Below are 14,181 nucleotides of genomic sequence, written 5' to 3'. Positions count from 1 at the left end.
TCACAAGACTGTCTAATCGAAATTACACGTCTACGGTCGCCCACCGCGGCGCAAGCTTCCCCACGTCCCCGCGCCCACCGGTCCACCCCAGCAGATCCCCCATCGACCGCGCCTTCACGCCCTCGCTCCACACCAGCCCCTGCGCCGCCGTGAACACGCGCACCGCGCGCAGGCCGCCGTCCTTGTAACGCTGGAGCGTCGTCCCGGTCCCACGGCTCAGCACCGCCACCTGCTCCAGAGGGAACACCAGCAGCTTGCGGTTCTCGCCCAGCACAGCGACCGTATCGCCCTCGGCCTTCACGCAGGCGACCGCGCTCTCGCCCGGCTTCAGGTTCAGCACCTGCCGCCCGGTTCGCTTCTCGGAAGCGAGATCGGCCGCCTCGATCACCAGCCCGCGCCCATTCGAGCCGGCCAGCAGGAAGCGGCCGGTCTCCGGCAGCGGGAACAGCGCGATCACCTGCCCTTCATTGGCGAGTTCGATCATGAGGCGGATGGGCTGGCCGTCGCCACGGCCGCGCGGCAAATCGCCGGCCTTGAGGGTGAAGGCGCGTCCGTCGCTGGCGAAGGCGCAGAGGCGGTCGGCGGTGTTGCATTCCACCACGCCGAGATCGGTGCGCAGACCGTCGCCTTCCTTGAACTTCTGCGCGGCCGGGTCGAGTCCATGTCCGCGCACGGCCCTGATCCAGCCCTGACGGCTGAGGATGACGGTGATCGGTTCGCGCTCGACGGCGGCGATGGAGGAAATGTCGATCGGGGCCGGAGGAGCGCCGATGGTGGAGCGGCGCTGTCCGAGCGGGCCGCCGCCGAACTGCTTGCCGAGACGGTCGAGATCCTTGGCGATGCGCTTCCAGCGCAGGGATTCGCTGGCGAGCAGGGCGTCGAGCTCTTCGCGTTCCTTCGAGAGCGTCGTGTGCTCGCGGCGGATTTCCATTTCCTCCAGGCGGCGCAGCGAGCGCAGGCGCATGTTGAGAACGGAATCGGCCTGGAGTTCGGTGAGGTCGAAGGCACGCATGAGGGCGGGCTTGGGCTCGTCCTCTTCACGGACGATGCGGATCACCTCGTCGAGGTTGAGGTAGACGGCGAGGAAGCCGTCGAGGATTTCCAGGCGGCGCAGCACGGCGGCGAGGCGATGCGCGGAGCGTCGGCGCAGCACCTCGTGGCGGTGGTCGAGCCATTCCAGCAGCACCTCCCGCAGACCCATGACGCGGGGCGTGCGGTCCGTGGCCAGCACGTTCATGTTCAGGCCGAAGCGGGTTTCGAGCTGTGTGGCGCGGAACAGCGTCTCCATCAGCACCTCCGGCTCGACGCCCTTGGTCTTGGGTTCCAGGACCAGACGGATATCGGTGGTGCTTTCGTCGCGGATGTCGCCGAGCAGCGGGAGCTTCTTCAGCTCCATGAGTTCGGCGATCTGCTCGATCAGGCGGGCCTTCTGCACCTGATAGGGAATCTCTGTGACGACGATCTGCCAGGTGCCGAAGCGGAGCTCTTCCTTTTCCCAGCGGGCACGGATGCGGAATCCGCCGCGGCCGGTCTCGTAGGCAATGCGGATCGCGGCCGGATCCTCGACGATCAAGCCGCCCGTGGGGAAATCGGGGCCGGGCATGAGGGCGAGCAACGCGTCGAGCGGGGTGTCGCGCTTCTTCGCCAGCAGGGCGGCGGCGAGGCAGACCTCGCCCGCGTTGTGCGGCGGGATCGAGGTGGCCATGCCGACGGCGATGCCGGCCGCGCCGTTGGCGAGCAGGTTGGGAAAGTTGGCCGGGAGAACGACCGGCTCGCTTTCCTCGCCGTCATAGGTGGGGCGGAAATCGACCGCGTCGTCCTCGATGCCTTCGAGCAGGGCCTGGGCGACTTCGGTGAGGCGGGCTTCGGTATAGCGCATCGCTGCGGCGTTATCGCCGTCGATGGAGCCGAAATTACCCTGCCCCTCCACCAGCGGATAGCGGACGGCGAAATCCTGCGCCAGGCGGACCAGGGCCTCGTAGACGGCGACGTCGCCATGGGGGTGGAACTTGCCGATCACGTCGCCGACGACGCGGGCGCACTTCTTGAAGCCGGCCTTGGGGTCGAGCTTGAGCTGCTGCATGGCGTAGACGAGGCGGCGATGCACCGGCTTGAGCCCATCGCGCACGTCGGGCAGCGAGCGCGACATGATGGTGGACATGGCATAGGCGAGATAGCGCTCGCTGAGGGCCTCGCTGAGGCCGGTCGGCTCGATATGACCTGCGTGATCGTCCGGCATTGTCGTATCTCCCCCGAGGCTGAGCAGGAACAAACAGAGAAAACGGCCCTTGTCCAGCCCGCAGCAAGCTGCAACGCTACGCGTGCGCCGGGATCGGAGACCGGCCGGCAGCGGGAGCGAGCGTGATGGTGAACCTCGTTTCCGGCGATGCCGTGTCCGAAGCCGTATCCGGTGCCGGGCAACGATTTCCCACCAGACGGGCGACGCGGATGCGTGTGCTGGCCCTGGCGCTGCTGATGGTGGCCGGCACGGTGAATTATCTCGACCGCTCGGCGCTTTCCATCGGCAATTCGTCCATTCGCGCCGATCTGGGTCTGGACGATGCGCAGATGGGGTTGCTGCTGTCGGCGTTCTCGATCGCCTACGGTCTGGCGCAGATCCCGGTGGGCATCCTGATCGATCGTGTGGGGCCGCGCCGCGTGATGGGGGCCGGGCTGGTTCTGTGGTCCGGCGCGCAGATGGCGGCGGGGTTCGTCGGCGGGCTGTCGCCGTTCGTCGCCGCGCGGGCTGCGCTGGGGGTCGGCGAATCGCCGATGTATCTGGCCGGGACCAAGGTGTGTTCGAACTGGTTCCGGGCCTCCGCGCGAGCGTTTCCGATCGGGCTGTTCAACGCATCCTCCGCCTTGGGGCCGGCGATCGCGCCTTTGGTGTTGACCGCGCTGCTGCTGGCCTATGGCTGGCGGACGATGTTCATCGTGGTGGGGGCTCTGGGGCTGCTGATCGCTGCGGCCTGGGTGCTGATCTATCGCGATCCGGAGCAGCATGGTTTGTCCGGCGCCGAGCGGGACTGGATCGTCGCCGAGGACGAGCCGGACGCGGGAGCGCCCTCCGGCTGGACCAGTCTTCTGCGCGACCGGACCGCCTGGGGCATGGCGATCGGCTTCATCGGCGTGGTGTATCTGACCTGGCTCTACGGCACCTGGCTGCCGGACTACCTGCAGCGCGAGCGGCATCTGAGCATCGCCCAGGCCGGGATCTGGACGGCGGTGCCGCAGGGTTGCGGCTTCCTGGGGGCGCTGCTGGGCGGTGCGGCGTCGCGCGTGCTGACCGGTCGCGGGGTGCGGCCTCTGGCGAGTTGCCGCCTGCCGCTGGTGGCCGGGATGCTCGTGACGGCGGCGTGCACCGCAGGGGCGGTGCTGGTGACGAGCACGGCGGCGGCGATTGCTCTTGTGTGCGTGGCGCTGTTCGCGGCCAGTCTGGCGTCGTCCTGCGGCTGGGCGATGGCGGCGGTGGCGACCACCCATGACAAGGTGGCGACTCTGGAAGCCTTCCAGAACGTGGGCGGCTCGGTGGGCGCTGCCGCGGCACCGGCGTTGACTGGATTCATGGTGCAAGCGACCGGCTCTTTCACGGCTGCGCTGCTGGTGGCGGCGTCGATCGCGGTGCTGACGGCGGTGGTCTACGGAGTCGGCACGCGAGAGCACGACAGGAGGACTGTGCGATGAAGATTGGAATCGTCGGTCTGGGGGCGATGGGCGAGGCGATGGCGCTGCGTCTGCTGGATCGCGGGCACGAGTTGCTGGTGCATAACCGGACGCGGGCGCGAGCGGAGGCGGTGCTGGCAGCGGGCGCACGGTTCGCGGAAACGCCCGCGGAGGTGGCCACCGGCACGGAGATGGTATTCAGCATGGTGGCGGACGATGCCGGGCTGGATGCGGTCGTGAACGGTCCGGCGGGAATTGCAGCAGGTCTTCCGAAGGGCGGGCTGCATGTGTCGTCGAGTACGGTGTCGGTGCGTTTGACCGAGGAGTTGGCGGCGCTGCACGCATCGCGCGGCCAACTTTTCCTGTCGGCTCCGGTGCTGGGCCGTCCCCCTGCGGCCCGCGCGGGTGCGTTGTTCATGCTGGCTGCGGGCAACGAGGCGGCGAAGGCGGCCTCTGCCACGGTTCTGGCGGATCTGGGGCAGCGCATTTTCCCGCTGGGCGACGACCCGACCGCCGCGGCTTTGCTGAAACTGAGCCTGAATTTCCTGATCTTCTCGACGATCGAGCAGATGGGCGAGGTGTTCGCGCTGAACGAGAAGAACGGGACGGCGCCGCGGGCGGTGCTCGACGTGCTGCTGAACAGCTTCTTCGATGCGCCTGTGCATCGTAATTATGGCACACTGGTCGTGGAACGCCTGTTCGAAAATCCCGGCGCGCCCGTGTCGCTGGCGGCGAAGGATACGCGTCTGCTTCTGGAGGCCGGCGAGGCGCTGAACGTGCCGCTGCCGATGGGGTCCTTGGTGCGTGACCGTTTGCTGGCAAGCATCGCGCGCGGCGGCGCGTCGTTGGACTTCGCCAGCCTGTCGGATCGTGCCCGGGAGGATGCGGGCTTGCCGACTAGCTGACGCACGATCGAACCGAACGGAATCGTTCGGTGGATAGGTTCCAGGACGATCGGGAAGACTGCGAGATCCCATCCGCAAGGATCGGGCAGCGATCTGGGATGTCGGACGACTGAACGAAATCGTCTGGACGGAAGAAGATGGCCGGCGCAGGGCTCGGGCTTCGATCCCTTCCGAGAGGCGCAAAAGAAAAGGCCGCGCGGCGAACCGCGCGGCCTTTTTTCGCTGACCGATCCGGAGATCAGAACAGCTGGATATGGCTCTTGAAGCCGATCACGGCCGCGTTGCCGACATTGGCGAGCGCGTTCGGACGGATGAAGTACTGGAAGTCCGGTGCGAAGGTCACGCCGCGGAAGACGTGGATCTGGTAGTTGGCTTCGAAGGTGTAGGTGTGGCTCTGCACGCCGCGCGCGGCGGAGTTGTAGAACTGGCCACCGGTGCCGGTGATCGGCAGGCCGAGTTCCTGCTGCAGCGCTTCCGTCTTGCCGAGCTGATCGGAGACTTCGAGATAGGAGAACGCGAGTGCGAAACCGTCCTGCGGACGTGCCTTCCAGAAACCGTGATCGATCAGGCCCACTTCGCCCTGGCTGGTACGGGTCGAGGTGTTGTTGTCATTATGGTAGAAGCCGCCGAACGCGATCAGACCGTTGGTGTTGCCGGCGCCGTGACGGAGCAGCATCTGGTCGACGAGGGCGTACTGGGCGGTCTGACCCTTGCGGATCTTGCGCGGCAGGCCGCTTTCGACGAACGGCGCGCCGTTGACGTCGAGATAGTTATCCGGGTGGTTGTTGCTGTCGTAGATGAAACCGATGCTGTAATGGCCCGGCAGCTTGTCGCGGCCGATGAACGGCTCGTAGCCTGCCTGCACGGGGAAGGTCTGGCCGGAGATGTGGCTGGAGTCGAAGCGGAAGCCCGACCGCATGCCGTTGGTGGCCTGATAGATGTTGTCTTCAGTGAAGAAGATGCCGCTCTGGATATAGGTGTAGGCGGTCGGGCGGACGCGCAGGCGGAAGGCCCAGTTCGCATCCGGGTAGGACGACACGGCAAAGTTGTCGGACGACGCCTTCGGGTTACCGCAGAAGGAGTTGTTCATGAAGTTACAGTAGAGCGGCGACGACGCGAAGTCGTTCAGCACCGGCATACGGCCGAACGCGAAGTCGACGCGGCCATGCGCTGCGGTTTCTTCACCATAGAAATACACGAGATGGATCGCGACGTTGCCGCCTGCGCCGTAGATTTCCTGGCTGGGAACGAGGTTGTCGCCGAAGATGCGGCTGGCCGGGATGCCGTAGCGGCCGACCATGATGGAGTGGGTGGAGAAGCCGCGCAGGCCGGCGAGCTTTTCCCAGTCCACGTCGGTCTCGAGGCCGTACTGGCCGGCGTTGGTGGAGCCCTTGTGGTCGCCCTTCACGATTCCGGCGAACTCGTCGACGTTATCGAGGCCGACATAGATGCCCATGTCGCGCAGTTTGGCGCGGTAGCCGCCGAAATCCGGCAGCAGGGCTTCGTTCACCGGCAGCGGCGGAACGGAGGAGGTGGCGAAGGAGGCGGCGCCCGGGCCCACCGGCGGGGTGGCGACGCGAATGCTGGGCACGAGGCCGGTCTGGGCGAACACGGGCGTCACGATCGCGGTCGTGCACAGCAAGCCGCCGACGGTCAGCGCGACGGAACCGGCGCGACGAGCGGCGGAGAGGGCGCGCGCGCCTTTCTTCACTGCGGTGGTATTCATTGTTTCCTCTCGGTGGGCTTCTTTTGTCGGACTATTTGGCTGCCGATCCACCCGACCATAGAACCCCTGTTCCGCATTACCAATCGGTATGGCGCGGAAAACCCGGTTCTCCGTAGGGAAACGTTCCACCTGTTGCCAAGAAAGCGCAGTCGGATCGTTTGCGCGACGAACCATCCGTTCTCCCGCGTTGACGTAGGTGCCTCAGGGTGGTTGGCTCAGCCGCAAGGCGACGAAGTGCGCCAGACCAGAAAGCAGACAAACCGAAAGCCGGTTCCGGGAGGACCACCCATGACGACACGTCCCGCCAGCATGCGCGCGCTGCTGGCCGCCACCTGCCTTGCCGGTCTCGCCACCGTGGCGACGACCGCCCGGGCTCAGGCCGATTCGACCATCACCATCGCCACGGTGAACAACGGCGACATGGTGGTGATGCAGAAGCTGTCTTCGGAGTTCGAGAAGCAGCATCCCGACATCCATCTGCGCTGGGTGGTTCTCGAAGAGAACGTGCTGCGCCAGCGCGTGACCACCGACATCGCCACCAAGGCCGGCCAGTTCGACGTGATGACCATTGGCAACTACGAAGTGCCGATCTGGGCCAAGCAGGGCTGGCTGTCGCCAATGGACAACCTGCCCGCCTCCTATGACGTGAACGATCTGTTGAAGCCTGTGGCGCAGGGCATCAGCTACCAGGGCAAGCTCTACGCGCTGCCGTTCTACGCCGAATCGGCGATGACCTATTACCGCACCGACCTGTTCAAGAAGGCCGGCGTGACCATGCCGACGGCGCCGTCCTATGACGAGTTGCGCCCGATCGCCGACAAGGTCACCGACAAGAGCAGCCAGACCTACGGCATGTGCCTTCGCGGCAAGCCGGGCTGGGGCGAGAACATGGCCTATCTGACCACGCTCGTGACCGCCGAAGGCGGCCAGTGGTTCGACGAGCAGTGGAAGCCGACGATCGACACCCCCGCCTGGACCAAGGCCGTCACCTACTACGTCGACATCCTGAAGGCCGACGGCCCGCCGGGCGCGTCTTCCAACGGATTCAACGAGAACCTGGCTTTGTTCTCTTCCGGCCACTGCGCGATGTGGATCGATTCCACCGTCGCCGCCGGCCTGCTCTACGACAAGAAGCAGAGCCAGGTTGCGGACGAGGTCGGTTTCGCGCCGATGCCGACCGGTTCGTTCAAGGGTGGCCCGACCTGGCTGTGGAGCTGGAACCTGGCGATTCCGGTGTCGTCCAAGCAGCAGGATGCGGCCCGCACCTTCGTGACCTGGGCGACGTCCAAGGAGTATGTCGAGCTCGTCGCGAAGAACAACGGCTGGGTCGCGGTGCCGCCCGGCACGCGCCAGAGCACCTACGACAATCCCGAGTACAAGAAGGTGGCGCCGTTCGCGAGCTTCGTGCTGGCGGCGATCAACTCGGCCAATCCTGACGGCCAGACCGCGCAGCCGCGCCCCTATACCGGCGCGCAGTTCGTGGCGATTCCTGAGTTCCAGGGCATCGGCACCCAGGTCGGCCAGACCATGGCCGGCGTTCTGAGCGGCCAGTCCACCGTGCAGCAGGGTCTGGCGGCGGCGCAGTCCGCCACCGCGCGCACCATGCGCCGCGCGGGCTACCCCAAGAAGTAGGACGGATACGATGCAGGCCGGCGCCGCGAACTCCTCGATGATTCACGGCGCCGGCGGTGCGCCGCCGGGCGGCCATGCCGCGCCCGCGGCGCGCCGGTCGACCCCGGGATGGCTGGTGATGCCGTCCGTGGGCGTGCTGCTGGTGTGGATGATCGTTCCCCTCGTGATGACGTTGTGGTTCGCCTTCCAGCGCTACAACATGATCGACCCGACGATCCGCGGCTTCGCGGGTCTCAGCAATTTCCAGGACATGGTCACCGACCCCGATTTCTGGGCGTCGCTGAAGAACACGCTGCTTCTGCTGGGTTCGGTGCTGATCATCACCGTATGCCTGGGCACCCTGCTCGCGGTTCTGTTCAACCAGTCCTTTCCCGGCCGCAACATCGCCCGCGTGCTGGCGATCTCGCCGTTCTTCGTGATGCCCACCGTGGCGGCGCTGCTGTGGAAGAACCTGCTCATGCACCCGATCTACGGCGTGCTGGGGGTTCTGGCACATAAGTTCGGCGTCCCGCCGGTCGATTTCTTCGCCCAGTTCCCGCTGACGTCCGTGATCGCGGTGGTGTCGTGGGAATGGCTCCCCTTTGCCCTGCTGATCCTGCTGACCGCCGTGCAGTCGCTCGACACCGACCAGCTCGAGGCCGCCCGTATGGATGGAGCCGGACCGGTCGCGCAGTTCTTCTTCATCACGCTGCCGCATCTGTCGCGTGCGATCAGCGTGGTGATCATGATTGAGACGATCTTCCTGCTCGGCGTGTTCGCGGAAATCCTGGTCACCACCAATGGCGGGCCGGGCAACGCGTCCACCAACCTCGCCTATCTGATCTATTCCCGCGCTTTGCTGCAGTTCGACGTGGGCGCCGCGTCCGCTGGCGGCGTGGTTGCGATCCTTCTGGCGAACATCGTCGCCTTCTTCCTTGTCCGCACCGTCGCCCGACGGCTGGAGACCTGATCCGATGCAGCAGAGCCTTGCCTCGCGCATCGCCATCGCCCTGATCGGCTGGGCCGTGGCGCTTCTCTTGTTCTTTCCGATCTTCTGGATGGTGCTGACCTCCTTCAAGACGGAAACGGACGCTATCACCGCCAGTCTGGTGTTCCGCCCGACGCTGGTTTCGTATGCCGAGGTTTTCGAGCGTGCAAACTATCTCAGCTTCGCGCTGAACAGCGTCGCGATCTCGCTCGGCGGCACCGTTCTCGCGCTGCTGTTCTCGGTGCCGGCGGCCTATTCGATGGCGTTCCACCCGACGCCGCGCACGCGCGGCACCTTGCTGTGGATGCTGTCCACCAAGATGCTGCCGCCCGTGGGCGTGCTGGTGCCGATCTATCTTCTGTTCAAGTTCACCGGATTGCTCGACACCCGTTCGGGTCTGATCATCATCTACGCGCTGATGAACCTGCCGATCACGGTGTGGATGCTGTTCACCTTCTACAAGGAAGTGCCGCACGAGATCCTGGAAGCCGGCCGCATGGATGGCGCCAGCACCTGGGGCGAGCTGGTGCATATCCTGATGCCGCTCACTCTGCCCGGCGTGGCCTCCACCGGCCTTCTGTCGCTGATCCTGTGCTGGAACGAGGCCTTCTGGTCTCTGAACCTCACCTCGTCCAACGCCGCTCCGCTCACCACCTTCATCGCCTCGTTCTCCGCCCCCGAAGGGTTGTTCTTCGCCAAGCTCTCCGCCGCCTCCACCATGGCGGTGGCGCCGATCCTCGTGTTCGGCTGGTTCAGCCAGAAGCAGCTCGTGCAAGGCCTCACCTTCGGCGCCGTGAAGTAGGATCCCCCGCAATGGCCACCCTGTCGCTCCGCAACATCCGCAAGGCCTATGGCCCGGCCGAGGTGATCAAGGGCGTCGATCTCGAGATCGACGATCGTGAATTCGTCGTGTTCGTCGGCCCGTCGGGCTGCGGCAAGTCGACCCTGCTGCGCATGATCGCCGGACTCGAACCGATCACCTCCGGCGAACTCCAGATCGACGGCGTCCGCGTGAACGAGCGTGGCCCGGCCGATCGCGGCCTCGCCATGGTGTTCCAGTCCTATGCGCTCTACCCGCACATGACGGTGGCGCAGAACATGGGCTTCGCCCTGAAGCTGGCGAAGGTTCCGGCAGCCGAGCGCGATCGCAAGGTCCGCGAGGCCGCGCGAATCCTGCAGCTCGAGCCCTATCTGGAACGCCGCCCGAAGGACCTTTCCGGCGGCCAGCGCCAGCGCGTGGCGATCGGCCGCGCCATCGTGCGCGCGCCGAAGGTGTTCCTGTTCGACGAACCGTTGTCGAACCTCGACGCAGCTCTGCGCGGGCAGACCCGCATCGAGATCGCCCGTCTCCACGAGGAGCTGGGCGCCACCATGATCTACGTCACTCACGATCAGATCGAGGCCATGACCCTGGCCGACAAGATCGTGGTGTTGCAGGCAGGCCGCATCGAGCAGGTCGGCTCGCCGCTGGAACTGTATCACCACCCGGCGAACATGTTCGTGGCCGGCTTCATCGGTTCGCCGCGCATGAACATGCTGCCGGTCTCGGTGGTGGAAAGCAGCGCTGCCGGGATCACCGTGAGCCTGCCGTCCGGCGCGATGCTGACCGTGCCGTCCGCCGGCGACGTGGCGCCCGGCACGGCGCTGACCCTGGGGCTGCGTCCCGAGGCGCTGCGTCCGGATCCGAATGGTACGCTCGCCGGCACGGTGAGGCTGGTCGAGCGTCTGGGTGGTTTGACGCTGCTGCATGTGGAGACCGAGGGCCGCGAGGACGTGATCGTCCAGATCGAGGGTCTGTCGATGCTCAACATCAATCATCCGGTGCGTCTCGCGGCGGATACGGCGTCGCTGCATCTGTTCGACGCGGCCGGTCTGGCGCTGCCGGCCCTTGCCCGGCACAGCCTGGTCGCCTGACGCGTTTCGCCGGATGCGCCCCCGCATCCGGCGCCGCCGAGCCTTCGCGCTCCCACCAACAGAAACGGGACCGCGGCTCCGGTCGCGGCTGTGAACATGTTCCTCGGACTCGACTACGGCACCTCCGCCGTGAAGGCCCTGCTCGTCGACGGCGAGCAGCGCGTGGTGGCCACCGAATCGGTGGCCCTGTCCGTCAGCCGCCCCCTGCCCGGCCATAGCGAGCAGGATCCGGCGGACTGGTGGCAGGCGACGCTCGATGCCATCGATGCGCTGAAGCGTTCGCATCCGGCCGAGCTAGCCGCCGTGTCCGGCATCGGCCTGTCGGGCCAGCAGCACGGCGCGGTTCTGTTGGGCGCGGATGGCGCCGTACTGCGCCCGGCGATTCTGTGGAACGACGTGCGTTCGGTCGAGGAATGTGGCGCGTTCGAGCGCGCGATGCCGGATTCGCGCGCCGTTACCGGCAACATCGCCATGCCTGGCTTCACCGCACCGAAGCTGATTTGGGTTCACCGGCACGAGCCCGAGATCTTCGCCGCCACGCGCACCGTCCTGCTGCCCAAGGCCTGGGTTCGCCTGCAGCTTTCCGGCGAGATGATCGAGGAGATGTCGGACGCGGCCGGGACGCTCTGGTTGGATGTGGCCCGTCGCGACTGGTCCGACGCCGCCCTGGCTGCCTGCGGGCTGGACCGGTCGCATATGCCGCGTCTCGTGGAAGGCAGCGCGCCTGCGGGGCGGCTGAAGCCGGAACTGGCCGCACGCTGGGGCATGGCGACGCCGCCGGTGATCGCGGGCGGTGCCGGCGACAATGCGGCCGGTGCGATCGGCCTGTCGGCGATCCGTCCCGGCGACGCCTTCGTGTCGCTTGGCACCTCCGGGGTTCTGTTCGCCTGTACCGACCGGTTCCGCCCCAATCCCGAGGCGGCCGTGCATGCGTTCTGCCATGCGGTGCCGAACAGCTGGCACCAGATGGGCGTAACCCTGTCCGCCGCGTCCTCGCTGGCATGGTGGGCCGGGATCGCCGGGCAAAAGGAAGCGGCACTGCTGGACGAGCTGCGTCTGCCGATCAAGCCGGCCGAGGCGCTGTTCCTGCCCTATCTTGGCGGCGAGCGGACGCCGCACAATCACGGCGCCATTCGCGGCGCGTTCGCCGGCTTGAGCTACGACACCGACCGGGCCGCCCTGACCCAGGCGGTGCTGGAAGGTGTGGCGTTCTCGATGCGCGACTGCCTGGACGCGCTGCTGTCGTCCGGCACCCACATCGACAGCGCTGCGGTGATCGGTGGCGGGTCACGGTCGCGCATCTGGATCGCGATCATCGCCTCGGCGCTGAACCTGCCGTTGAAGCGGCTGGCGGCCGGCGAGACCGGGGGCGCGTTCGGCGCGGCACGTCTGGCGCGCATGGCGGCGACAGGAGAGTCGCCCGAGAGTGTCTGCGTGCCGCCGGAAACGGTGGAGATCGTCGAACCGGATGCCGCGCTGGCGGCGTTGTACGACGAGCGGATCGCACGCTACCGCGCGCTGCACCGCCAGGCCGGCGACGCGCTCAGGGTGCTGTAGCGGTCGCGATCTGGTCAGGCGGTGGCGGCAATGTTCGTCTACCGGCAACCGGACGATGTGGTCCCCCGCGACACGAGACATGCGGCCGCCCCGGCGACGGATCGGCTTCGCCTCAGGCGTCCGGGAGTATCATGGCATTCACCCGGTCGAACAGCCGCCCGCGCGCGGCGGGCACTGGGCGATGGCGCTGGCCGAAGACGTCGCGCGCCAGGAAATGTCCGGTGAGGAGCAGACCGTCGCACCAGTCCTGAGCATCGCCGGCCAGCGCAGGATCGAGAAACAAGGAGGGCAGCCGGAGCAGGCGGTCGCGCCATTCCCCTGCCCCATCCGCCGAGACGGCGCGTCCGGTGCGCGGCGAGACGTAGCGGAGCCCGCCGGTCGCTCCGCTGACGGCGCAGACGGAGAGGTCCATCCCGTAGCCGAGATCGGTGAGCAGGGTCGCTTCCCAGCGGAGATAGGCGGCCGGTCCGAGGCGCTCGCCTTCCCCCGCGTCGAGGCTAAGCAAGGTCAGCAGGCGCAGAAGCTCCCCGAAGACGGCCGGATGGGCTTCGCGCTCCGGCAGCGCCGTATCGGCGAGGGCGCAGGCGGAACTGAGCAGCGCAAGTGGAAGCGGGGCTGACAGAAGCCGGGCGGCGGAAGGGTGCACCAGCTCCGCGCGGAGGGTGCCGAGCTGGTCCGGCAGACGGGCGGACCATTGCGCGGTGACCAGATTGCCGGCCTGCCAGGTGGCGAGGTTGGCTCTGGCGCCACCGCCGCGGACGAGGCCGCGGAAGGCGCCGTGATGCTCGGTCATCACGTGCGCGACCGCGCCGCCCTCTCCATAGGACGACGCGGCCAGAACGATCGCGGGGGCTTCCCAATCCATCGGAAGCCCCCTCGTTTCGTTCGGATCAGGCGGCGGGCTTCTGGCCCACGCCGGAAACGGCGGCGACTTCGGCGGCGAAGTCGCTGGTTTCCTTCTCGATGCCCTCGCCGAGCTGGAAGCGGTCGAAGCCCACCAGCTTGCCGCCGGCCTTCTGCACCACCGCCTTCACGCGGCTCTCGCCGTCATGCACCCAGACCTGCTCCAGCAGCACCACTTCCTCGTAGTACTTGCGGATGCGGCCATCGACCATCTTCTCGATGATGGCTTCCGGCTTGCCGGACTCGCGGGCCTGCTCGACCAGAACGGCGCGCTCGCGCTCCAGCTCGGCCGGGTCCACCGCATCGACATCCAGCGCGGACGGGCGGGTGGCTGCGACATGCATGCCGATCTGACGGCCCAGCAGTTCCAGCGCATCGCTCTCGGACGGCGCCTCGATGGCGGCGAGAACGCCGATCTTGCCGATGCCCGGACGCAGCGCGGAGTGGACATAGGTCGCGACCACACCCGACGGCACGCGCAGCACGCGGGCGCGACGGATGGTCATGTTCTCGCCGATGGTGGCGATCAGGTTGGTGATGGTCTCGGCGACCGTCTTGTCGGTGCCCGGCACGGTGGCGGCCTTGATGGCTTCCACGTCCTCGCCGACCGTCAGCGCGATCTTGGCGACCGTCTCGACGAACTGCTGGAAGCTCTCGTTGCGCGACACGAAGTCGGTCTCGGAGTTGACCTCCACCATCGCCGCGACGTTCGGCGCGGATGCCACACCGATCAGGCCCTCGGCGGCCACGCGGCCGGACTTCTTGGCCGCGGCGGCCAGACCCTTGGTGCGCAGCCAGTCGATCGCCTGCTCCAGGTCGCCGCCGTTCTCGGTCAGCGCCTTCTTGCAGTCCATCATGCCGGCGCCGGTCTTCTCGCGCAGATCCTTCACCAGGGCTGCCGTGATTTCCGCCAT

General features: G+C 67.0%; 11 protein-coding genes. 7 read left to right on the top strand and 4 right to left on the bottom strand.

The genetic code is table 11. The annotated features are described in order from the left end of the window. Positions 1-22: 22 nt before the first annotated feature. On the bottom strand, positions 23-2,239 hold the full coding sequence (gene parC / locus ACZ5BM_RS15500) for a DNA topoisomerase IV subunit A (protein ID WP_498909022.1): 2,217 nt from the start codon (positions 2,237-2,239) through the stop codon (positions 23-25). A 125-nt stretch (positions 2,240-2,364) separates the two neighbouring features. Between parC and ACZ5BM_RS15495 the strand changes: the two genes are divergently transcribed. Further along, a complete protein-coding gene (locus tag ACZ5BM_RS15495; protein WP_498909020.1) occupies positions 2,365-3,684 on the top strand; it encodes an MFS transporter in 1,320 nt (439 codons plus the stop codon). Next, complete coding sequence (locus ACZ5BM_RS15490; RefSeq protein WP_498909019.1) at positions 3,681-4,568, top strand: NAD(P)-dependent oxidoreductase; 888 nt, start codon at positions 3,681-3,683, stop codon at positions 4,566-4,568. Before ACZ5BM_RS15495 ends, ACZ5BM_RS15490 begins: the two co-directional genes overlap by 4 nt. A 238-nt stretch (positions 4,569-4,806) precedes the next feature. Here the strand turns inward: ACZ5BM_RS15490 and ACZ5BM_RS15485 are convergent, their stop codons facing one another. Further along, a complete protein-coding gene (locus tag ACZ5BM_RS15485) occupies positions 4,807-6,468 on the bottom strand; it encodes a carbohydrate porin (protein WP_498909018.1) in 1,662 nt (553 codons plus the stop codon). Positions 6,469-6,582: 114 nt separating this feature from the next. Between ACZ5BM_RS15485 and ACZ5BM_RS15480 the strand changes: the two genes are divergently transcribed. From ACZ5BM_RS15480 to xylB, 5 genes are all read left to right on the top strand, one after another. Then, positions 6,583-7,926, top strand: a complete 1,344-nt coding sequence (locus ACZ5BM_RS15480; RefSeq protein ID WP_498909017.1) for an ABC transporter substrate-binding protein — start codon at positions 6,583-6,585, stop codon at positions 7,924-7,926. A gap of 10 nt (positions 7,927-7,936) precedes the next feature. Continuing rightward, entirely contained in the window at positions 7,937-8,875 is a 939-nt protein-coding gene (locus ACZ5BM_RS15475) for a carbohydrate ABC transporter permease (RefSeq protein ID WP_498909016.1), read from the top strand. Positions 8,876-8,879: 4 nt separating this feature from the next. Continuing rightward, positions 8,880-9,695, top strand: coding sequence for a carbohydrate ABC transporter permease (locus ACZ5BM_RS15470; RefSeq protein ID WP_498909015.1), 816 nt, complete (start codon positions 8,880-8,882; stop codon positions 9,693-9,695). A gap of 11 nt (positions 9,696-9,706) precedes the next feature. After that, complete coding sequence (locus tag ACZ5BM_RS15465; RefSeq protein WP_498909014.1) at positions 9,707-10,807, top strand: ABC transporter ATP-binding protein; 1,101 nt, start codon at positions 9,707-9,709, stop codon at positions 10,805-10,807. Positions 10,808-10,903: 96 nt separating this feature from the next. Continuing rightward, positions 10,904-12,364 (top strand): xylulokinase, encoded by a 1,461-nt coding sequence (xylB, locus tag ACZ5BM_RS15460; RefSeq protein WP_498911674.1) that lies wholly within the window; start codon positions 10,904-10,906, stop codon positions 12,362-12,364. Between the two features lie 112 nt (positions 12,365-12,476). Here the strand turns inward: xylB and recO are convergent, their stop codons facing one another. Both recO and tsf read right to left on the bottom strand, forming a co-directional pair. After that, complete coding sequence (gene recO / locus ACZ5BM_RS15455; RefSeq protein WP_498909013.1) at positions 12,477-13,229, bottom strand: DNA repair protein RecO; 753 nt, start codon at positions 13,227-13,229, stop codon at positions 12,477-12,479. A 25-nt stretch (positions 13,230-13,254) separates the two neighbouring features. Then, positions 13,255-14,181, bottom strand: coding sequence for a translation elongation factor Ts (tsf, locus tag ACZ5BM_RS15450; protein ID WP_498909012.1), 927 nt, complete (start codon positions 14,179-14,181; stop codon positions 13,255-13,257).

The sequence above is a fragment of the Lichenicola sp. GTC18331 genome, from assembly GCF_055386855.1.
The sequence above is the reverse complement of the archived record's forward strand: the minus strand, read 5'-3'. Positions and strand labels throughout refer to the sequence as shown.